This is a genomic window from Parafrankia soli, from assembly GCF_001854695.1.
Lineage (GTDB): Bacteria > Actinomycetota > Actinomycetes > Frankiales > Frankiaceae > Parafrankia > Parafrankia soli.
In genome coordinates, this window is record NZ_MAXA01000233.1 from 1 (window position 1) to 20486 (window position 20486).

Here is a 20486-nt window from a genome sequence, read left to right on the forward strand (position 1 = left end):
GCGTCGGGATCATCTCCACCAGCTGTCCACGAGGATCATCCGCGAGAACCAAACGGTGGTCATCGAGGATCTGTCCGTCCGCAACATGGTCAGGAACCATTCGTTCGCGCGGGCGATATCCGACGCTTCGTGGTCGGAGCTGCGGCGGATGTTGGAGTACAAGGCCGGCTGGTACGGTCGCACCCTCATTGCGATCGATCGATTCTATCCGTCGTCCAAAACCTGTTCGGTGTGTGGGTCGATCGTGAAGGAACTGCCGCTCAACGTCCGGGARTGGGCCTGTCGTGGCTGCGGCACGGTCCACGACCGGGACGTGAACGCGGCGGTCAACATTCTGGCCGCGGGGCTCGCGGTGGCTGCCTGTGGAGATGGAGTGAGACCGCCTCGCTCCTGAAGCGAGGAGGCATCCGTTGATGAAGCAGGAACCCGCACCGCGAGGTGTGGGAATCCCCGGTCTTCAAGCCGGGGAGGAGGTCAAGTCTGGTCCGGCAGCCACCACCGCGGAGTGCAGCTGCACGACCTCCGCGAGGCCGTCGTCGTGTGGGGCGCGCGGTACGGCCAGCGGGCCTGGCTGCGCCAGCTCGAGCCGACGGCGGGCCGTGAGGCCGAGGAGGCCGTCCTGCGCACGGTGGCCCACACCGTTCCCGTCCACGGCCCGGCTCGCCACCCGGTGGCTGGGGGGCCGGCTGCCGGCGCCGCGGCCGTTCCGGCGCCGCCGGGCCCGGACCGGTGTCGAGACCGGGGGTGGGCTGGAGTCCGCCTACTGTGCCGAGATCGCCGTCGAGCTGCCGGCCCCGCCGAGCCGTGGGTGAACACCACGAACACCACGAAGCCGAAGCCGACACCGAGCCCGGGGGAACGCGTGCCGCCCCCGAAGCCCGTGGCGGTCCGCCACGGGCTCCCCGCATCACGGACCGGTCAGGAGTTGCCGGCGGGGACGAGCTCGACGACGGGGATGACCCTGGACGTCGCCTCCTGCAGCACCTCGAACTGCGGGTACCGCCGCGCCTGGCGGGCGTACACCGAGCTGCGCTCCGCACCGTGCAGCTCGGTGGCCGTGACCCGGAGGACCTGGCCGTCGACCTCGATCGTGGCGTTCGGGTTCGCCCGCAGCTGTTCCATCCAGTGCGGATCCTCGTCCGCGCCGTCGTTGGCCGCGAACACGAAGTAGCGGCCGCGTTCGGCGTAGAAGTTCAGCGGGCTCACGTGCGGCGACCCGTCGGCCTCCGGACCACTGTCCAGCAGCAGCAGGGTGGCGCCCTCGAACCTGCCGGCGGGCCGGCCGCCGTTGGCCCGGAACTCCTCGATGAACTCCTTGATCTCCTGCGCGCTGTACATCTTCCTGCTCATCGTCCTGCTTCCTTCTCGTTGTGCCAGGGCCTGGCACCTGCTCGCCGTCCCAGGCCCTGAAGCCGTGCCGACTCCGCGCGAAGCACTCTGATTACGTCCCGGACCCGGCCGGCCACTGTGCGACGTCCTTCACGCGACGTGAGCCACGCTGCATCCGGCAGGCCGGTATCCGGCCACGGGGTCACGCGGGGGCGCGTTCGGAGGCCTGGGCCGCGCGGTGTTCGCCCGAAGGTGGCGACACGCGACGCAATGCTCCAATCCGACCTCGCGCTCCAGGTGAAGATCAGCTAATTACCGTTCGAAGTCGCCGCGCCAGGCGCAGGACTTCGGGAGGAAAAGGTGCGTTTCCGTAGGACGCTGGTCTCGCTGGCGGCCGGAGGGATGCTGTGCTCCGCAACGGCCCCGGCCGCCGCCGACGCGATCTCACCGCCGAAGATCCAGCCCTTCGATGAATGTTCTGCGGCGGACTACCAGAACGATCCCCGGCTGGGGCCGGCAAAGCTTCCGTTCTTCGGCGACGTCGGTGATGAGGTCGACGACTACTCGCGGACCGGCGGCCATTCGACCGATCAGTTCCTGGGGACCTGGTGGGACCCGTCCGCCAGTTTCTCGCCGTTCCCGTCCATACCGGGGAACTGGATCTTCCCGCCGGCGGACGGCTATTACATCAACCCGGACGGCTCGCCGATCAGGACCGAGGTGTCGCTGGTTCCGGGCCAGCGGATCGACCGTTTCGGCCTGCCGCGCGGCAGCTTCCTCTCGCCTCGGGGAACGGACTACGAGAACAGGTCGATCCCGCCGTCCAACCTCGACGACGCCGCGGAGCCGGGCGACTGCAATTACCACACCTACCAGGTGGTCCGGGAGTTCCGGGTGTTCTCCGGGGCGATCCGCCCGTGGTTCGACCAGCCCGGTAACGGCCTGCAGTACCAGGTCGTGTGTTCGCTCGTCCCGGGGGGGACTACGTCGCCACGGTGCAACCAGACGACGGGAAACCTGCAGGTCCAGTACCTGCTGGACAACAAGTACCTCGTGGAAGTTCCCACGGACGACCGGATCGTCTGACCCGCCGGCCCGCCTCGGTGAAACGGGCTCGGCCGGCGGGCCCGGTGGGCTACCGGCCGAGCATGGCCTCCAGCGCGATGTTGTCGGCGTCGCGGAAGGCGAGGATCCACCCGAACGGAAGCTCCTGGGTGGGGGTGAACACGGCCCCGGCCTTGGCCAGCCTTTCCTCGAGGACGTCGAGATCGGTCATGCTCTCGACGGAGAAGGACAGGTGGTCGAGGCCGGGCCGGGTCTCGTCGAACAGGTCCGCGCCGCCGCCGTCGTGTTCGCGCAGAACGATGCTCAGGCCGCCGGGAAGAACACCGTGGGCGAAGGACGTCGTGTCACCGCGGCCCCGCACCAGCTCCTTCCAGTCGAGAATCTCGGTGTACCAGCGGCAGCTGATGTCCAGGTCCCGCACTGTCAGGCTCACGTGTGACACACCGCTGAGCGGCATTTCCGTCCTCCAGGTCTCGGACAGCCGGACCGGCGTGCTTCGGCCTGCGCCGGCCCGCCGGGGTGTTTCGTGCCTCGGCGGCTCGTGCGGCCGTCCGGGCAGGGCCGACTGTAGGGAAGGGCGTCATCGGGTGCGCGATCCGAACGGCCTTCCTGTACACCGGGCCGGCCGCGTCCGCGACGGCCGCGCCCGCGACGGCCGCGCCCGCGACGGCCGGTCTCAGCGCGAGGCGCCGGGGTGCGCGCCGAGTTCCGCGGTGAGCGCGGCGACGAACCGGTCCCGCCGCGGCGCGGGGAGTTCCGGGTAGGCAGGCAGGAACACCAGGCCGGTCAGGACTCGCCGAGCGCCCGGTGGGGCGGGTTCGACGGCGCCTATCTGACTGGTGGTCGGCGCCGCGTCGACGCCCGCCGCCCGCAGCGCCTCGACCACGCGGGCCGGGTCGTCGACGATGACGGGGAACAGCCAGTAGGTGTGGTGTTCCGCGGCACCGCCGGGACGGAACACCTCCGGTGGCAGCGCGCCGGCGAGCGCCTCGCCGGCGGCGGCGCGTTGTCGCAGCCGGTTCGCGGGGAACCGGGCCAGGCGCCGGGTCACCGTGCGGGCGAGGGCCGGGCAGGGCCGGCGCTGCAGCCAGCCGGTGAACCCCCGTTCGTCCCGTGGCACCCGGGAGCGCACCAGTGCCTGCGGGTCCCGCCGTCGCGCACCGCCGAAGAGCAGGCCGTAGGGCCGGGGACGGGACAGCGCCAGCGCGACGACGCATACGACGGCCCGTCTGGCGTACTCGCGCCGGGACTGCGCGGGCCACCGCTCCTGGCGGGCGCGCATGTCGGCGGCGAGGTCGGGCCGGCGGGTCCAGGCGACGGCGCCGCCGAGCGCGGTGGCGGTCTTGAGCAGGCCGAAGCTGAACAGGGACACGTCGGCGCGCGGGTCGCCGCGGTCGGCCGGCCTCTGGATCGACTGGGCGCAGTCCTCGATGAGCAGCAGGCCGTGCGCGCGGGCGGCCCGGGCGGCGGCGTCGAGGCTGGACCGCGCGCCGAACAGGTGGGTGACGACGAGCGCGCGCGTCCGATCGGTGATCGCCGCGTCGAGCGCAGCCTCGTCGACGGCGAGCGTGAGCGGATCGATGTCGACGGGGACGGGCCGCAGGCCGTGCAACTCGATGATCCGGGTCATGTCCGGGTGGGTCACGGCGGAGATCGCGACGTCGCTGCCCGCCGGGAGGCACGCGGCGCTCAGCAGCAGGTGGAATGCGGACCGCACGGACAGGCACAGGAGGCCGTCGGCGTCGGCGTCGGGGCCTGGGCGGTCGCGGGGGCTGCCGAGGTCTGGATGTGGCCCGTGGCCCCTCCGGCCGATCACGGACGGTGCGCCGCGCCGCCTGACTCCGGCGGTCAGCGCGTACATCGCTCCGGCCACGGTGCAGTCGATGCGGTGCGTGGGGAAGAGGTTCACAGGTAGTACTTACCAGGGCATATGGGTTATCCATCGTACGAAGTGCTTGTCGTGGAGCATGCGCGCCCGGCGCCGCGCCGCCCGCGGGCCGACCACCACCATCCGCGGCGGCGACGGAACAGCGCGGTTGTGGAACATTGCGGACGGGTAGACAGCCGGGCGTCGACTCAATGAGATCCATGGACGCCCCGAGAACGGCGAGCCGGACCAGCCCCAGCCGTCGACTGATCAAGGCCACGCACAGGCACTGCTAACCGGCCCGTATTTGTCCTGGCCGCAGTCGTGATCTTGCGTAGTGGGTGGGGGGTCGGGCAGTCACTGGATAACAACGCTGCGGGTAGTCCGGTCCCCGGGTAGCCTCCCCACGTGCATTCCGGTATCTGTGTGCCCAATCTCGGTGAATTCGTGGATCCGCGCCGGGTCATGGACCTGGCGCGGCGAGCCGAGACCGCGGGGTGGGACGGCTTCTTCGTCTGGGACCACGTGGTCTTCCCCTACGGCCCCGCCCAGGAGGTGGCCGACCCCTGGGTGCTGCTGACCACGGTGGCGCTGGCGACCGAGCGGATCAGGTTCGGCCCGCTGGTCACCCCGGTGGCGCGACGGCGTCCCGGGTCGCTGGCCCGCCAGACCACGTCGCTGGACCGGCTCTCCGGGGGGCGGCTGGTGTTCGGCGCGGGGCTCGGCTGGACGCTGCCGGCGGAGTACGGCACCTGGGGCGAACCGGTCGAGCCCCGGGAGGTGGCGCTGCGGCTGGACGAGGGCCTGGCGGTGCTGGCGGGGCTCTGGTCGGGGGAGCGCGTGGACTTCCGCGGCGAGTACCTGACCGCCACCGACGTCACGTTCCTGCCCACCCCGGTGCAGCGCCCGCGGCCGCCGGTCTGGATCGGCTGCAACTGGCCGAACCGGCTTCCGCTGCGTCGCGCGGCCCGGTGGGACGGCATCGCCCCGATGATCATCAACCCGCGGGACGGTTCCGTGGAACCGACGGCTGCCGCGGTGGCCGAGATCGTCGCCACCGTCAGCGAGTACCGGGCCGCCGCCGAGCAGGGCGCCGGCAGTGAGCCCGGCAGTCGGCAGCGGGCCGGCGGCGAGGTGTTCGACGTGGTGATCACCGGGCGGACCGGGCCGGATGAGCCGGGCGCGGCGCGGGAGACGGTCGAGTCGATCGCGGCGGCCGGCGCGACCTGGTGGCTGGAGGGCTTCCGCCCGGCGCCCGGGGAGTACGCCGCCGCCCTGCGGAGAATCGAGGCGGGCCCGCCGCGGTGATTCGCTGGCCGTCGGAACGGTTGGCGGATCACCGCGGCTGGGATGACCGGGCGGTGGGCGGTTCGGGCCGGCCGGCACGGAGCGGCCGGCCGGGCCCGAACGGCCTCAGACGCGGTAGAGCTTGGTGGCGTTCTCGCCCATGACCTTGCGCTGTGTCTCCGGGCGCAGCGAGCCGACCTGCTCGGCGACCATCTCGAGCGGGTTCGGGTGCAGGCTGGTCGGGTGCGGGAAGTCCGTCTCGAACATGATGTTGTCCTCGCCGACGGTGTCGACGAGGTGCTGGAGGTCGCCGCGGCCCTTCTCGAACCAGAAGGTCGCGTACCAGTTCGACGTGAAGTACTCCGACGGCCGCTTCTGCAGCTTGTGGAAGTACTCCGGCGCGTTCTCCTCGAGCTCGTAGTCCATCGCCTCGAGCATGAAGGGGATCCAGCCGATGCCGCTCTCGACCGAGACCATCTTCAGGTTCGGATGGCGGTCGAACATTCCCGAGTAGCAGCTGTTGAGCAGCAGCCGGGAGTTGTTCTGGAACAGCGACGCGCCGCMGATCGCCGGCTTCACGTAGTCGTCCTGGCTCGGCCAGTAGGTCGTGCCGAAGTAGGACAGTGAGGTCTGGCTGGCGCCGATGTGGAAGTGCACCGGCAGGTTCAGCCCGGCACAGACCTCCCAGAACGGGTCCCACGCCGGGTCGCCCAGGTCCGGTGAGCCGGAGTCCTGCGGGTCGGCGGTCATGTTGACCCCGCGGTAGCCCATCTCCGCACAGCGCTGGGCTTCGCGCACGCAGGCCGCGATGTCCCATGCCGGCATGATCGGCATGGGGAGCAGCCGGTTGCCCGACTCCGCCTGGACCTCCGCCATCGCGTCGTTGTAGAGCTCCACGCAGAGCCGGACGACCGTGGGGTCGTCGACCGCGTTGAACAGGTTCTGGCCGCCGATGCCGATGGCGTTCGGGTAGACCACCTGGGTGTCGATGCCGAGCTCGTCCATCAGGGTGATCCGCCGGCCGGCGTCCCACGCCGCGGGGTGGACGCTCTCGATGCCCCAGTCCCCGCCCTGGGAGTCCTTCCACGGGTGCTTCTTGCCGTCGTGGTCGATCGTGCCACCGGAGCCCGCGCGGCCGAAGGACTTGCCGGCGACGACCCACATGTCCTGGCCGTTGATCCGCTGGACGTGCGGGACCTTGTCCTCGTAGCCCTTCGGGGCCCGCTCGGTGAACAGGTCATGGCGCTCGGTCATGTGGGAGTCGGCGTCAACTACTCGTAAACCTTCGACCAGCTTGACCACGGCGTGCCTCCTGGTGTCGACGCAGCGCCCCCGCCTGTCCGGGCGCTCCAGCCGAACGTAACTCACTACGACATGACTGGCAATTTCCAATTTTTAATCTACGATCAAGCATGTGAGTCGCCGGGGCTGCGACCATGAGGGCGTGGCCGAACATGCCTTGAAACGAGCCAGGACGAGCCGCGCCGTGGTCGAGTGGGTGCACCGGCAGATCTTCGACGGGCGCCTGCGCCCCGGCGACCGCATCGACGTCGAGAGCATCAGCGCGACCCTCGGCGTCAGCCCCACGCCCGTCCGCGAGGCCCTGGTGCTGCTCGAGCGGGACGGCGTCGTCTCCACCCAGGTGCACCGGGCCGCGTTCGTCGAGCACTTCGACGCCCGTACGCTGCGCGCCGACTTCCACGTCTTCGGCCTGCTCAGCGGCGTCACGGTGTCCCGGATCGCGCGTGGCCGCGACCCGGGCGTCCTCGCCGAGATGCAGCGCATCCTCGGCGAGCTGCGGGCCACGCCGGCGGAGGCGCGCACCCGCTGGTACGAGCTCACCACCGAGATGGTCCTGTTCCAGCACCGGGCCGGCGGCACCCCCCGGCTGCGCGCCGACCTGCGCGGCTTCGGTGACTTCCTCGACTGGACGGCCCGCCAGAGCGACCAGCGCGACCACGCCGAGGTCGTCCGGGCGCACGAGCTCGTCATCGACGCCATCGCCGCCGGCGACGAGCACGGCGCTGCCCAGGCCCGTCTCGCGGACGCCCGGGCCGTGGCCGAGGAGGTCATCCGCGAGTTCGTCCGGCGGGGGGTGCTGTCCGCCGAGGCGGGCGCGGTCGGAACTGGCTGAGCACGCTGCCCGCGGCGCGAGCGGTTACCGGACGAGCGGTTACCGGACGACGACCCGGACGCGGGCGAGGTTCTGCACGAGGCCGAAGGGCGCCTTCGGGTCGCCGTTGCGCTCGGAGGTCACCCGTACCACCGGGAAGTAGGTCCCGGGCCTGGTGAAGGTGTGGGCGATGGTCAGCCGCGCCGCACGGTCGATCCTGTCGAGTTCGGAGTGCTCCGGGTAGCGTCCGGTGCCGTCGAAGTCCCATTCCACCTTGATGATCTTTCCGGCGTCCGGGGGTGTCTCCGCCTGCACGGAGAGAGTGACCGGTTGGCCGGCGGCGGCGTCGGCGCGGGCGGCGGGCCTKACGTCACGGGTCCCGACCTTGCTGACGGCGAGGGTGACGGTCGGCTGGACGCCCCTGCGCTCCGCGGCGGTCGCCGCCGGGTGCACCTGCGTGTCGCCGTCCACGGTGTAGGCGGTGCTGGCCGGAGGTGCGGTCCCGTTCGCGACCCACTCGTCGAGGTGGCGGAGGGCCTGCTGGAGCTCGCCGTCGTAACTGACGAGGTGCGTTTCGGCCGCCGGGTTGAGCGGCTGGGTGTGTCCGGCGTTGTCCATGAACCACACGCGGTAGTTGTCGTTCAGCTTCGATCCGAGCGTGGCCTTCGCCTGCCTGGCGTACCAGTCCGCGGGCCAGGGGAACGCCTCGACGTCCATCAGTGATGCCAGCATGATCATCTTGCCGTGGAACTTCCCGGTGGGAACCCCGCCGCTCACCGCCTGGGTGAACGTCGGCCCGGCCAGTACCGTCCGTTGCGGATAGAGCGGAGCGCCGTTCGCGTCGCGGAACTGGTTCCAGCCGTACAGGTCGCGCGACGGGACCTGGTAGCGCTGGTAGTACTGCAGCGCGAGGAACCACGAGTTGTCGATGCGCACGCGGTCACCCGGCCTGATCGCGCCGGTCACCGCGGAGTCCGCGTTGTCGCCGAAGGTCACGGTGTCACCGTCCGAGCCTCCCAGCGGGACGGTCTTGCCGGCGGCGGCACCGCTGACGACGACGATGTCCGCGCCGGTCAGGTCACCGGTCGGTGCGGCGGAGAGCCTCAGCCCGCTGCCCGGGTCGCCGGTGAGTGCGGTGACGTCGGCCTCGAACCGGACCCGAGCCGTCCCGGCCGACGACGCCGGGTCGGTGCCCGTGTAGCCCGGCCTGGTCCAGAAGTCGTCGACGTAGCTCGCGTCGAGGATGCGGACACCCCCGCCCACCGCGGAGAACGCCCCGCCGTCCAGGTCCGCGTAGTTCCACCAGCCACGAAGCGGGAATCCAAGCCGTGTCGCCTCCCGGAGCACCGCCTGCTGCTCCTTGTTCAGGCCGGCATAGGGGTTGCCGCTGCCGCCGGGCTCCATCGCGTCGACGATCTGGGGGAACTTGTCGTGGAGCACCCGTAGCCCCAGCAGTTCCACGGTCATGCTGCTGGGGATCGAGTTCCCGGTCCCGGGCACCATGGGCACGCCGCCGTCCCACACGCCCTCGGTCTTCTCCAGTGCGCCCATCGTCTGGTACGCGCCGCCGCTGGCCCCGTAGATGTAGCCGCGCGGCCGGGTCGAGTCGCCGTACACCTGCGCCGCGACGACGCGGGAGAACTTCGCCGACGCCGCGTTGACGCGGTACCCCCCGAGCTCACCGGCTCCGGGCAGGCCACCGGCGTTGTTGGTGGCCACGGCGTAGGCGCCGTTCGTGACGGCGAAGGCGATGGTTCCCGGCAGGGCGTCCTCGGTCCCCAGCGTGGGGTAGGTGTACTCGAAGAAGCGCCCCTCGTACCGGTCCGGGAAGTAGAAGCAGTATCGCGGAGCCCGTCAGCAGCGGCCGGATGCGACGCCGGCGCGTACCGGCGCCCGAGTCCCCCCGGGAGCCTCGTAAGCCTCGGTCGTCTTCCGTCGTCTTCGGTCGGCCCTGTGCCGCCCGTGTGCCTCTGGTTTCGAGGTACCTGGCCAACGCTGTCACCGCGTTCCCTTCGATCCGGCGCCGCCGATGTCGCCAAAGCGCCAGCCGGCCGGGCGCGCTGGGAAGTGCTGCCGCTGGTCGGACGACCAGGACACGGGCGAGGTCCTCCGTTGGCTGGCGGCGTTCCCTACGCGCCCCGCGGCGCCTCGGATCCGGGACCAGCCACGGCGAAAAGGATCTTTCCCCCAACAAAAATTGAGCAAAGCATAAATACAAGACCCGAACAAGGCTGAGACTCGCCGATGTGTGGGGTAGAGCGTGTCGATGAGGAGCGAAAGTTAGCTCGAACTCAATGTTGGGATGCGTATCGTCTGGGCATGGCTTCCACGGCCGGTCGCGCGCGCGGCCGTTACGCGCGCACGGCCGGGCGTCGGCGGGAGATCGCCCAGGCCGTCCTCGACCTGGTTGAGGAGAAGGGGCACGCGGGGGTGACGACCGCCGAGGTCGCGAGGCGGGCCGGCACCAGCGAGGCCACGGTGCTCTACCACTACCCGAGCCGGGATCACCTGCTGGTCGCGGCGCTGGAGCGGGACGAGGAACTCACGGTGCTCCAGGCCGAGCGGGACGGCGTGCGGCCGGCCGCCGGCCTCGCGGGACTCGACCTTGACGTCCTCGGTGAGCATGCGCAGGCCGCGGCACGGCGGGAATCGCTGCTGCGGCTGCGCGTCGCCCTCGCCGGTCTTGCCGCGACCCCCGGTCATCCGGCCGCGGACTACTTCGCCCGCCACCGCCGGGTCGCGATCGAGACCTACGCCGGCCTCGTCGCCGAACGCCAACGGCGCGGCCAGGCGCACCCGAGCCTCGACCCGGTGGAGGTGGCACGGCAGGTCATGGCCACCTGGGAAGGCCTCAACGCCCAGTGGCTCCTCGCACCGGACTTCGACCTCGGGGCCACCCTCGTCAGCGCGTTCCGCAGACTGTCCGGCCAGAACTGGATGGAGGCCGCCCGCGCGGTGCTGGAGCCCCCCACGGGCATCTGACGGCCGTGCCCGCCTGCCCGCCCGTTCGGCGCCGGCAGATCACCTTGCCGCGGGTCGGTGCTCCCAGGGTCTGATGGCGAGGACCGCCGCCGAGGTCGTGAGAAGCAGCAGCAGGGCTGCCGCCAACAGAGCATGCCCCGACGAGCCACACCCGACCGGCTTCGTGGGAGTGCTGTACCGGGAGCTGCTTCCCTACGCCGACCAGCTCGCCGGCGCCGTGCACTACGCCGTCCGAGCGGAGGCGTCGCTTCGCGGGTGCGCGACGGGGCCGCCATGAACCGGATCATGATTTGGCGCAGGCCTTCGCGACCAGCGGTCACAACCCGCGTCGGATCGCCCCCGGCCGTTGCTCAGGACACCGGGCTCCCGGTCCGCGCGAGGTGCTCGTGCAGGAGCCGGATGGCGGCCGCGCCGTCGGCGACGGCTGAGGCGACCCGCCGGACGGCGCCGACGCGGACGTCGCCGACGGCGAACACACCCAGCCTGCTGGTCTCCAGCACCTGGGGCGGCCGGTCCCGGCCGGTCGCCCGTCCGGCGTCGTGGCCGGTGAGGACGAAACCGTCGGCGTCGAGCGCGACGGCGCCCGCGAGCCATCCGGTGTTCGGCCGCGCGCCGGTGAGGATGAACAGCGCCTGGGCCGGGAGCGTGCCCCGCGCCCCGGAGTGGTTCTCCCGGACGACGACCTCCCGCAACGTGCCGTCCCCGACGACGCCCGCGACCTCGGTGTGCGCCAGGACGACGACCCGGGGATGGCGGCTGATCCGGTCGACCAGGTAGCGGGACATGCGTTCACCCGGCTCGTCCTCCCGCACCACCAGGTAGACCTCGGTGGCCACGTCGGCGAGCAGGAGGGTGGCCTGCCCCGCCGAGTCGCCGCCGCCGACGACCGCGACCGGACGTCCACCGCACAGCCGGGCCTCCATGAGGGTCGCCGCATAGTGGACGCCGGCGCGCTCGAAGCCCGCGATGTCGAGACCGTTGTACCGGGCCCCGGTGGCGATCACCACCGTCCGGCTGATCATCTCGAGGGGCAGCCCGCCGGGGTCGTAGCGGACGACGTGCAGGTCGCCGTCCGGCCGCAGGGCGAGGGCTGTGGCCGGGACGCTGATCTCCGCCCCAAGTCTGTTCGCCTGGACGACGGCCCGGTCGGCGAGCTCCCGGCCGGAGATCCCGTCCGGGAACCCGAGGTGGTTCTCGACGCGGGACGAGTCGCCGGCCTGCCCGCCCGTCCCGACCGCGTCGAGGACCGTGGTGGTCAGCCCCTCCGCGGCCGCGTGGACCGCGGCCGCGAGCCCGGCGGGCCCGGCCCCGACGACCAGCACGTCCCGGATGGGGGCTCCCGGCCGCGCCGCCGGCAGGCCCAGGGCCCGGGCCAGCTCGGAGTTGCTCGGGTTGCGTAGCACCAGCCCGCCGAACCAGATCACCAACGGGGTGTCGCCGGGCGGCACGTCGGCGGCGCGCAGCATCCGCTCGCCGTCCCGGTCCTGTTCCAGGTCGACGAAGCGGTACGGCAGCCGGTTGCGGCAGGCGAACTCGCGCAGCCGGCGGCTGTCCGGGCTGAACCGGGAGCCGATCATCCAGAACCCGGCATCCAGGCCGACCGGCATCGCCCGGCGCTGGAAGTAGGCGCGCACGATGTCGTCGCCGAGCGGGGCATCGGCCGCGGGCGGCGCCGGATGCGACATGGCGCTCGGTCAGCCGGCGCCGGATGAGTCGGCGGCTCCGAAGGAGCTCTGCCCGAAGGGCGTCGGAGCGTCCGGCAGGCCGCCGCCGGACTCCTCGGCCCGCCGCGCCTTCCCGCCGCCTCCCTTGGACTCGGCTCCCTTCGACCCGGCTCCCGAGCGGCCGCCCCGCGAGGACCCGGCCCGCGCGGAACCAGCCTTCGCGGAGTCCGTTCGCGGGGAGTCAGCCTGCGTGGAGTCCGAATCTCCGGAGTCGTCCTGGGAGAGTTCGCCGGCCGAGCTGTCGATGGTGCGGCCCGGCTCGGCCGACGGCGCGGAGATCTCGATACGGCGGGGCTGGCTACGGCGGGCCTTCGCCAGCCGGACGGTCAGGAGGCCGTCGTCGAGGCTGGCGTTCACCTCGTCCGGGTCCACCTCGCCGGGCAGCAGGATGACGTGCTCGAACTGCCCCACCCGGCGGGTCTGGCGGCGCAGCGTGCCACGGCGCTCCCGTTCCCTGATCTCTCCGGTGACGAACAGCTCGCTGTCCCGGAGGTCGATCGAGAGATCCTCGGCCCGGGCCCCGGGCAGCTCGAGCTCCACGACGAACTCGTCGGCGGTCTCCTCGACGTCCACCGCCGGCGCCAGGCCGGCCAGCACGCCGTAGGGCCGCCGTTCGCCGCCGCCGGTGACGTCGCCGAGCAGGCTGCCCATGCGGGTCCAGGCGTCCTCGATCTCGCGGAGCGGATCCCATCGAATGGTCGGTACCTGGCGGCCGGATCCTGCGCGCACGGGGTTGGTCATGATTCACTCCCTGGCCATTACTCATGTTCCTGGGCGGCCTACCCGTCAATCGTCGGCGGGGTCCGCCCGGTCGGCAAGCCGCCCTGCCGTGACCTGTTCAGACGGCCATTTCTGATCTCCTGTTCGGGCAACCATTTCTGATCTCCCGGCCCGGTACGTGGTGTTGCGAGGCCCGTCGGGCTGGTCCTACCGTTAGTCGAGAGTGCTTTGCGTAGCCGAAGGTACTTCGCCGCGTCCCCGCCACCTATTTGCCGGAAGATCTCCCACCGGGAGGACATCGTGGGAAAGGCAGTTGGAATAGACCTGGGGACGACCAATTCGGTCATCGCGGTCGTCGAGGGCGGCCAGCCGACGGTCATCCCCAACGCCGAGGGCTCGCGCACGACGCCGTCGGTGGTCGCGTTCACCGAGGGTGGCGAGCGGCTGGTGGGGGAGCTGGCCCGACGGCAGTCGATCCTGAACCCCAAGGGCACGATCACCTCGGTCAAGCGCTTCGTCGGACGTCGCCACAGCGAGGTCGCCAGCGAGCTGCGGACGGTCACCTTCGATCTCGCCCCGGGCAAGGACGACGCCGTGCGGATCACGGTGCGCGGGCGGCAGTACGCGCCCGAGGAGATCTCCGCGATGGTGCTGCGCAAGCTCGTCGACGACGCGGCCCGCTTCCTGGGGGAGAAGGTCACCGAGGCCGTGATCACCGTCCCGGCCTACTTCAACGACGCCCAGCGCCAGGCGACCAAGGACGCCGGCCGGATCGCCGGCCTGGAGGTGCTGCGGATCATCAACGAGCCGACCGCCGCGGCGCTCGCCTACGGGATGGACAAGCGCTCGCACGAGACCGTCCTGGTTTTCGACCTTGGTGGCGGAACGTTCGACGTGTCCGTTCTCGACGTCGGCGACGGGATTGTCGAGGTGCGGGCGACCGCCGGTGACACCCACCTGGGCGGAAACGACTGGGACCGCCGCCTGGTCGACTTCCTCGCCGACGACTTCAAGAACCAGAACGGCATCGACCTGCGTGACGATCCGCAGGCGTTGCAGCGGTTGTTCGAGGCCGCGGAGAAAGCCAAGATCGAGCTTTCCTCGGTGAGCCAGACCCAGGTCAACCTGCCGTTCATCACCGCCGACTCGAACGGCCCGAAGCATCTCAACACCACGGTAACCCGGTCACAGTTCGAAATGAACACGTCCGACCTGCTCGAGCGGTGCATGCCGGCGGTGCGGCGGGCGATGGCCGACGCGAAGATCGCCGAACCGGACGTCGACGAGGTCATCCTGGTCGGCGGTGCCACCCGGATGCCCGCGGTACAGGCCGCGGTGCGCCGGCTCACCGGCGGCAGGGACCCGAACATGACCGTCAACCCGGACGAGGTCGTCGCCGTCGGCGCCGCCATCCAGGCCGCGGTCCTCAAGGGCGAGGTCTCCGGCGTGCTGCTGCTCGACGTCACCCCGCTCTCCCTCGGGGTGGAGACCCTCGGCGGCGTCAGCACGAAGGTGATCGAGCGCAACACGACGATCCCCGCGCGGCGGACGGAGACGTTCTCCACCGCGGAGGACGACCAGTCCGCCGTGGACATCGTCGTCCTGCAGGGCGAGCGCGAGATGGCAGCGGACAACCGGACCCTCGGCCGGTTCCGGCTGGAGGGCATCCGGCCCGCGCCACGCGGCCAGGCCCAGGTGGACGTCACCTACGACATCGACGCCAACGGCATCCTGAACGTCACCGCGCGCGACGCCGACACCGGCGCCGAGCAGCGCATCACCATCTCGGACAACACCAACCTGCCCGCGGACGAGATCGAGCGGATGGTGGCCGACGCCGAGCGTAACCGCGCTGAGGACACCCGGCTGAGAGAGAACGCCGACGCCCAGAACCAGCTCGACACGATCGCCTACCAGGTCCAGCGTCGGCTGTCCGAGCTCGGCGACGACGTTCCGGCGCACGAGCGGGCCCGCGCCGAGCAGCTCGTCGCCCACGCCCACCGGGCCCTGGCGGAGAACGCCGGCGCCGACCGGGTCCGCCCGATCGTCAACGATCTCCAGCAGGTGCTGTACGCGCTGCCCGCCCCCGGCGCGCGTGAGTCGGCGGCCGCGCCGGGCGGCGGTGGACGTTCCGCGGCGGCCGGGCCGGGCACCGGCGGCCCGGGCGGCGCCGGGCCGGGCGCGAGTGGCGCCGGGCCGGGAGTCGGCGGGCACGGCGCCGGCGGGGACGACGTGATCGACGCCGAGTTCACCACCCGCGATGATGACTGACCACCCCGCCGGCGCGGACCTGGCGGCCGAGCTGGAGGAGTCGCAGGCCAGACATCTGCGGACGCTGGCCGACTTCGACAACTACCGCCGCCGGACCGGACGGGAGATCAGCGCCGCCACGGCGGCCGAGCGGGACCGCGTCGTCCTCGCCTGGCTGCCGGTGCTCGACCACCTGGAGCTGGCCCTCGCCCACGCGGACGCCGACCCCGACTCCCTCGTCGACGGCGTGCGTGGGGTGCGCCAGCTCGCGCTCGACGCGCTGCGGATCTCCGGCGTCGCCCGGCTCGACGACGAGACCGGCCCCTTCGACCCGGCCCGGCACGAGGTCGGCGCCGTCGTCGACAGCGCCTCGACGCCGCAGCCGCCCCCGGCGGGCACCGTCGTCGAGGTCCTGCGCCCCGGCGTCGAGGCCGGCGGGCGGGTGCTGCGGCCGGCGTCGGTCGCGGTGAGCGCCGGCCCGCGGACGGCGACATGAGCGCCGGGACGACGGGACGCGCGAGCCCGGACTTCTACGAGCTGCTCGGCGTGCCGCGTGACGCCGACACCGACGCCATCCAGCGTGCGTACCGCAAGCTCGCCCGCAGGTACCACCCGGACATCAACTCCGACCCGTCCGCCGAGGAGCGGTTCAAGGACCTCTCCGAGGCGTACGACGTGCTGTCCGACCCGGACACCCGCGCACGCTACGACCGGTTCGGCCGCGATTTCCGCCGGGTGCCGGAGGGCGCCGAACGCTGGGCGGACGCCCCACGGGGCGGCTTCGGGCCGGGTGCCGGGCCGGGTGCCGGCGCCGGCGGGACCGCCGGGCGCGGCGGGGGCTTCGGCTTCGAGGGGTTCCAGGGCTTCGACTTCGAGGACCTGTTCGGCGGGGTCCGCGGGTTCGCCCGCCGGCGCGGCCGGGTGGGCCCGGTGCCCGGCGCCGACCAGGAGGCGGAGATCGAGATCCTGCTCGCCGAGGCCTACCGCGGCGCACGGCGGCGGATCACGCTGCCCGGGCCGCGCGGCCTCCGGGAGGTCGACGTGGCCGTCCCGGCCGGCGTTCGTGACGGCCAGCGGCTGCGCCTCGCCGGGCAGGGTGGGCGCGGCCGGGACGGCGGAAGCCCCGGCGACCTCTACCTCGTGGTGCGCCTGGCTCCCGACCCGCGGTTCCGGGTCGAGGGCCGCGACGTCCACACCGACCTGCCGCTCGCCCCGTGGGAAGCCGCCCTGGGAACGGCGGCCGGGCTGGACACACCGGCCGGTGAGCGGGTGACGGTCACCGTCCCGCCGGCCACCTCCAGCGGCCGCCGGCTCCGCCTGCGCGGCCGGGGCCTGCCGGCGCCTGGTCGGGACGCGGCCCGGGACGCGGCCCGGGAGGCCACGGGTGGCAGCGCCGGCGCCGCTGGCGGTGGTGGCGGTCCCGGTGGCGCGGCCGGCGACCTGTACGCGCACGTGCGGATCATGATGCCGCCCGACCCCGCGGAACGGGAGACCGAGCTGTTCCGCGAGCTCGCCCGGGTCTCGTCCTTCAACCCCAGGGAGCGGTCATGACCATGACGCTCGTCCGCACCCGCCCGCGGGACCGCGAGCTGGACCTGGAGTCCTTCTGCGCCGCCGCCCAGCTGCACCCCGACCTCGTCCACAGGCTGGTGACGCTCGGCCTGCTCGACGCCGGGCCCGGCCCCGGCGTCGGTGACCGCGGTGTCGTGCTCGCGGCGGGCGCGCTGGCGCGCGTCGGGCGCATCGAACGGCTGCGCCGCGACCTCGGGATCACCTACACCGCCACCGGGGTCGTGCTCGACCTGCTCGACCGGATCGACGAGCTCGAGCGGCTGCTGCGGCAACCCCGGCGGGGAAGGTGAGCGCCATGCGCGCAGTCGTCTACCGGGAACCGTTCCAGGTGGCCGTGGCGGACGTCCCCGACCCGCGCGTCGAGCATCCGCAGGACGCGATCGTACGCGTCTCCTCGACGAGCATCTGCGGTTCCGATCTGCACGTGTACGAGGGACGTACCAGTGTGCGGCCCGGCACGGTCCTCGGCCACGAGAACATGGGCACGGTCGTCGACCGCGGGTCGGCAGTGAGCCGCGTCCAGCTCGGCGACCGGGTCTCCGTTCCCTGCACCGTCTCCTGCGGGACGTGCGCGAACTGCGAGCGGGGCCGGACCGAGTTCTGCCTGCGCACCAACCCCGACCCGCACCGGGCCGGAGCGGCGTACGGCTGCCCGGACATGGGCCCCTACCCCGGCGGGCAGGCCGAGTACCTCCGGGTGCCGTTCGCCGACTTCAACCTGCTGCGGCTGCCGCCGGGCGACGACCAGGAGCTCGACTTCGCGACCCTCTCCGACGTCTTCCCACCGGCTTCCACGGCACCGAGCTGGCCGACGTCCAGGCCGGGAACACGGTCGTCGTGTTCGGCGCCGGGCCGGTCGGCCTGCTGGCGGCGTACTCGGCCACCCTGTGCGGCGCCGCCACCGTGCTGGTGGTCGATCCCGTGCCCTCCCGGCTCCGCCTGTGCGAGCGGATCGGCGCCACCGGGATCGACTCGTCCACCGAGGACGTCGCGGAACGGGTGCGGGAGGAGACCCGTGACCGCGGCGTCGACTGCGGCATCGACGCCGTCGGCTACCAGGCCAGGACGGCGTCCGGCGAGGAGCAGGCCGGCCTCGTCCTGAACCAGCTCGTCGACTGCGTGCGCTGGACGGGCTCGATCGGTGTCCTCGGCGTGTACCCCACCCGCGACCCCGGTGCCGCCGACGAGAGCGGCGCACGCGGCCGACTCCCGTTCGACATGGGCGCCTTCTTCGCGAAGGGGCTGCGGATGGGCAGCGGGCCGGCCAACGTGAAACGGTACAACCGGTTCCTGCGCGATCTCATCATCACCGGCCGGGCGCAGCCGTCCTGCGTCATGTCCCATCGGCTGCCGCTGGCCGACGCACCCGACGCCTACGCCCACTTCGACCACCGGGACGAGGGCTGGATCAAGATCACCCTCCAGCCCTGACTCCGGCCTCCCGGCCCGGCCCGGCGAACTGTGGCGGGTGAGTGAGTCCTGGGTGTCACTCGCCCGCCACACTTCTCAGCCCAGGAGCTGGCTGGTCACGGGCGCAGGGCGGCCATGACCAGGCCTGCGTAGCGGCGCCACTCCTTGGGGTCCCGGATCCCGAGATCGGACAGGACGCGCGCATAGCCCCCGACCAGGATGCGGACGTCCAGGGCGGTGACGTCGGAGCGCAGTGTGCCCTGCTCGCGGGCGGCGTCGACGATGCCGGCGAGCACCCTGCTGACAGGCGCCTCCGCCGTCCGGGAATCCTTCTTGGGCAGGACCTCGGCCAGGAGCACCTGGTCGTCGGCCAGCCGTTCGGAGACGTCGTAGAGGAAGCCGCGCAGCGCCGCGTAGGGGTCGCTCTCCTCGGCGGCGGCGGCCAGCCGAGCCTCCACCCAGCGGACCTGGTGCTCGGCGACGGCCCTGATCAGGTCGGCCTTGGTGGGGTAGCTGCGGTAGACCGTCGCCTTGCCCACGCCCGCCCGGGCCGCGACCTCGGGCACGGTGGCGTTGAGGCCCTTCTCCGCGAACACCGCGATGGCCGCCGCGATGATCTGCTCGTGGTTGCGCCGGGCGTCCGCGCGGCGCTCGGACCAGTCGGGGCACCCGCGTTCCGCCGTGTCACCGGGCGGGGAGGACATGGCTGTCAGTCTGCCTGATCACCGACGGTGCGGGTGACTGACGGGGCCGGGGTCGGGGTCGGGGCCGGGGTCGGGGTCGGGGCCGGGGCCGGTGACTGGGTTGTGGTTGTGGTTGTGGCCGGGGTCGCGGCCGTCACCGTCGCGGTTGCCGTCACCGTCACCGTTGCCGCTGCCGTTGCGATCGCCGCCACCGGCGGCGCCGACGGAGCGGCGGGGGCCGATGAAACGGCAGGGGCGCCGCCCCTGGACCGCCGTGGGATGAACACGGCGGACACCGCCGCGGACACCGCCCCACCGCCGCCCAGCAGGAAGGCCAGGGTGAAGGCCCCGTCGGTCGGCAGCGGGTGCGTCGCGGTGACGCTCGCGGCCAGCAGGGTCGCCGCGACCTGGGAGCCCACAGCGGAGCCCACGGAGCGCACGAGCGTGTTGACCCCGGTCGCCTGCCCGGTCATCGCGGGCGGCACCGCGCGCACGATGATGTTCGGCACGGCCGCCATGATCATGCCGATGCCGCCGAAGAGGACCACCGACAGCGCGATCACCACGCCTTCTGAGCCGTGTTCGAAGGCGAGCGCGGTCAGGCCGGTGGCGGAGATCAGGAATCCGGTGATGAGCGCGTCTCGCGAGTCGACGCGGAGTGCCAGCCGCCCCGAGACCCCGGCTGTCACGAGCATCGCCCCGCACGCCGGCAGCAGGAGCAGGCCGGCCCCGGTGGCGTCCAGCCCGAACCCGTAGCCCGAGGACTCGGGGGTCTGCGAGAGCCGCGGGACCAGCACGAACGCGCCGAACGTGCCGAAGCCGACCAGCGCGGTCGCGAAGTTCGTGGCCATGATCTCCGGGCAGCCGAGCAGTCGCATGTCGACCAGAGGTTCGGTGACCCTGCGCTCGTACCACCCGAAGAACACCAGGACGGCCAGCCCCGCCGCGATCATGCTGAGCGTGCGCGGGCTTCCCCACCCCCACGATGGCGTCCTGGTGATGGCGATGAGTGGCGCGATGAGCCCCAGCGCGAGCAGGACAGCGCCGGGCAGGTCGATCCGTCCGGGGGTGCGCCCGGCGGAGTCCCGCAGCCGCAGCGCGCCGAGGGCCGCGCCCCCGGACATGATCGCTCCGGCCCAGAAGACCCACTCCCACGAGGTGTGGTCGACCAGGAGGCCACCCATGATCAGGCCGCCGCCGGCGCCGATTCCCGAGATCGCCGACACCAGCCCGAGCGCGCCGGGCCGGCGCTCCGCGCTGAACGTGTCGTTGATCAGGCCGAAGCAGAGGGGGAAGATCCCGCACCCCGCGCTTCCGCCGTAGAAGTGGACCCTAAGGTCCGCTTGCTCGGGGGCATCCTGAGTCAAGCGAACCTTCGGGTCCACTTGGCGGTTTCGCGGGCAGGTGGTACTGGGGTGGCCGTCGAAGTGCCGCCCGCCGGGGGACGGCCGGCGGGCGTGAACGTCTACGGGCGCCAGGACGCC

20 protein-coding genes and 1 pseudogene are annotated in these 20486 nt (G+C 72.3%); 12 read left to right on the forward strand and 9 right to left on the reverse strand.

The annotated features are described in order from the left end of the window. Positions 1-394, forward strand: a 394-nt coding sequence (locus BBK14_RS23325) for an RNA-guided endonuclease TnpB family protein (protein WP_131802403.1), incomplete at its 5' end; no start/stop codon positions are given. Positions 395-918: 524 nt separating this feature from the next. Here BBK14_RS23325 and BBK14_RS23335 read toward each other — a convergent pair. Next, positions 919-1350, reverse strand: coding sequence for a nitroreductase/quinone reductase family protein (locus BBK14_RS23335; RefSeq protein ID WP_071065405.1), 432 nt, complete (start codon positions 1348-1350; stop codon positions 919-921). Positions 1351-1689: 339 nt separating this feature from the next. On the opposite strand from BBK14_RS23335, the gene BBK14_RS23340 reads away from it, so the two are divergent. Beyond that, on the forward strand, positions 1690-2415 hold the full coding sequence (locus tag BBK14_RS23340) for a TNT domain-containing protein (protein ID WP_071065406.1): 726 nt from the start codon (positions 1690-1692) through the stop codon (positions 2413-2415). 49 nt (positions 2416-2464) lie between these two features. On the opposite strand, the gene BBK14_RS23345 is transcribed toward BBK14_RS23340, so the two are convergent. Continuing rightward, entirely contained in the window at positions 2465-2827 is a 363-nt protein-coding gene (locus BBK14_RS23345) for a VOC family protein (protein ID WP_235014504.1), read from the reverse strand. Positions 2828-3070: 243 nt separating this feature from the next. Continuing rightward, positions 3071-4303, reverse strand: coding sequence for an aminotransferase class I/II-fold pyridoxal phosphate-dependent enzyme (locus BBK14_RS23350; protein ID WP_071065408.1), 1233 nt, complete (start codon positions 4301-4303; stop codon positions 3071-3073). A gap of 366 nt (positions 4304-4669) precedes the next feature. Here BBK14_RS23350 and BBK14_RS23355 point away from each other — a divergent pair, with 366 nt between their 5' ends. Next, on the forward strand, positions 4670-5569 hold the full coding sequence (locus BBK14_RS23355; RefSeq protein ID WP_083391196.1) for an LLM class flavin-dependent oxidoreductase: 900 nt from the start codon (positions 4670-4672) through the stop codon (positions 5567-5569). Positions 5570-5674: 105 nt separating this feature from the next. On the opposite strand, the gene BBK14_RS23360 is transcribed toward BBK14_RS23355, so the two are convergent. After that, complete coding sequence (locus BBK14_RS23360) at positions 5675-6850, reverse strand: amidohydrolase family protein (RefSeq protein ID WP_071065410.1); 1176 nt, start codon at positions 6848-6850, stop codon at positions 5675-5677. A 184-nt stretch (positions 6851-7034) separates the two neighbouring features. On the opposite strand from BBK14_RS23360, the gene BBK14_RS23365 reads away from it, so the two are divergent. Beyond that, entirely contained in the window at positions 7035-7682 is a 648-nt protein-coding gene (locus BBK14_RS23365; protein WP_083391197.1) for a GntR family transcriptional regulator, read from the forward strand. Positions 7683-7721: 39 nt separating this feature from the next. On the opposite strand, the gene BBK14_RS23370 is transcribed toward BBK14_RS23365, so the two are convergent. Continuing rightward, positions 7722-9380 (reverse strand): PKD domain-containing protein, encoded by a 1659-nt coding sequence (locus BBK14_RS23370; RefSeq protein ID WP_071065412.1) that lies wholly within the window; start codon positions 9378-9380, stop codon positions 7722-7724. Between the two features lie 600 nt (positions 9381-9980). Between BBK14_RS23370 and BBK14_RS23375 the strand changes: the two genes are divergently transcribed. Beyond that, positions 9981-10643, forward strand: a complete 663-nt coding sequence (locus BBK14_RS23375; protein WP_071065413.1) for a TetR/AcrR family transcriptional regulator — start codon at positions 9981-9983, stop codon at positions 10641-10643. A 97-nt stretch (positions 10644-10740) separates the two neighbouring features. Continuing rightward, positions 10741-10920 carry a hypothetical protein gene (locus BBK14_RS37865; protein ID WP_131802404.1) on the forward strand — a complete coding sequence of 60 codons (180 nt, stop codon included), beginning with the start codon at positions 10741-10743 and terminating at the stop codon, positions 10918-10920. A 73-nt stretch (positions 10921-10993) separates the two neighbouring features. Here BBK14_RS37865 and BBK14_RS23380 read toward each other — a convergent pair whose 3' ends face one another. Continuing rightward, a complete protein-coding gene (locus BBK14_RS23380; RefSeq protein WP_071065414.1) occupies positions 10994-12328 on the reverse strand; it encodes an NAD(P)/FAD-dependent oxidoreductase in 1335 nt (444 codons plus the stop codon). 9 nt (positions 12329-12337) lie between these two features. Further along, complete coding sequence (locus tag BBK14_RS23385; protein ID WP_071065415.1) at positions 12338-13108, reverse strand: Hsp20/alpha crystallin family protein; 771 nt, start codon at positions 13106-13108, stop codon at positions 12338-12340. A gap of 279 nt (positions 13109-13387) precedes the next feature. On the opposite strand from BBK14_RS23385, the gene dnaK reads away from it, so the two are divergent. The 6 genes and pseudogenes from dnaK (at position 13388) to BBK14_RS42970 (ending at position 18340) form a co-directional block, all read left to right on the forward strand. Beyond that, positions 13388-15358, forward strand: a complete 1971-nt coding sequence (gene dnaK / locus BBK14_RS23390) for a molecular chaperone DnaK (RefSeq protein WP_071065416.1) — start codon at positions 13388-13390, stop codon at positions 15356-15358. Continuing rightward, the gene (locus tag BBK14_RS23395; protein ID WP_235014499.1) at positions 15348-15833 is read left to right on the forward strand and encodes a nucleotide exchange factor GrpE; all 486 of its coding nucleotides are present in this window, start codon (positions 15348-15350) and stop codon (positions 15831-15833) included. Before dnaK ends, BBK14_RS23395 begins: the two co-directional genes overlap by 11 nt. After that, positions 15830-16888 (forward strand): DnaJ C-terminal domain-containing protein, encoded by a 1059-nt coding sequence (locus BBK14_RS23400; protein ID WP_071065418.1) that lies wholly within the window; start codon positions 15830-15832, stop codon positions 16886-16888. Before BBK14_RS23395 ends, BBK14_RS23400 begins: the two co-directional genes overlap by 4 nt. Further along, positions 16885-17199: a chaperone modulator CbpM gene (locus tag BBK14_RS23405; protein WP_071065419.1), complete on the forward strand. Its 315-nt coding sequence runs from the start codon at positions 16885-16887 to the stop codon at positions 17197-17199. Before BBK14_RS23400 ends, BBK14_RS23405 begins: the two co-directional genes overlap by 4 nt. A gap of 5 nt (positions 17200-17204) precedes the next feature. Next, positions 17205-17561 (forward strand): annotated as a pseudogene (locus BBK14_RS42965) (alcohol dehydrogenase catalytic domain-containing protein); the annotation flags it as partial. A 185-nt stretch (positions 17562-17746) separates the two neighbouring features. Next, on the forward strand, positions 17747-18340 hold the full coding sequence (locus BBK14_RS42970) for a zinc-binding dehydrogenase (RefSeq protein ID WP_241831782.1): 594 nt from the start codon (positions 17747-17749) through the stop codon (positions 18338-18340). 95 nt (positions 18341-18435) lie between these two features. Here BBK14_RS42970 and BBK14_RS23415 read toward each other — a convergent pair whose 3' ends face one another. Next, entirely contained in the window at positions 18436-19023 is a 588-nt protein-coding gene (locus BBK14_RS23415; RefSeq protein ID WP_071065420.1) for a TetR/AcrR family transcriptional regulator, read from the reverse strand. Positions 19024-19028: 5 nt separating this feature from the next. After that, positions 19029-20369 carry an MFS transporter gene (locus BBK14_RS23420; RefSeq protein WP_241831783.1) on the reverse strand — a complete coding sequence of 447 codons (1341 nt, stop codon included), beginning with the start codon at positions 20367-20369 and terminating at the stop codon, positions 19029-19031. Between the last annotated feature and the right edge of the window lie 117 nt (positions 20370-20486).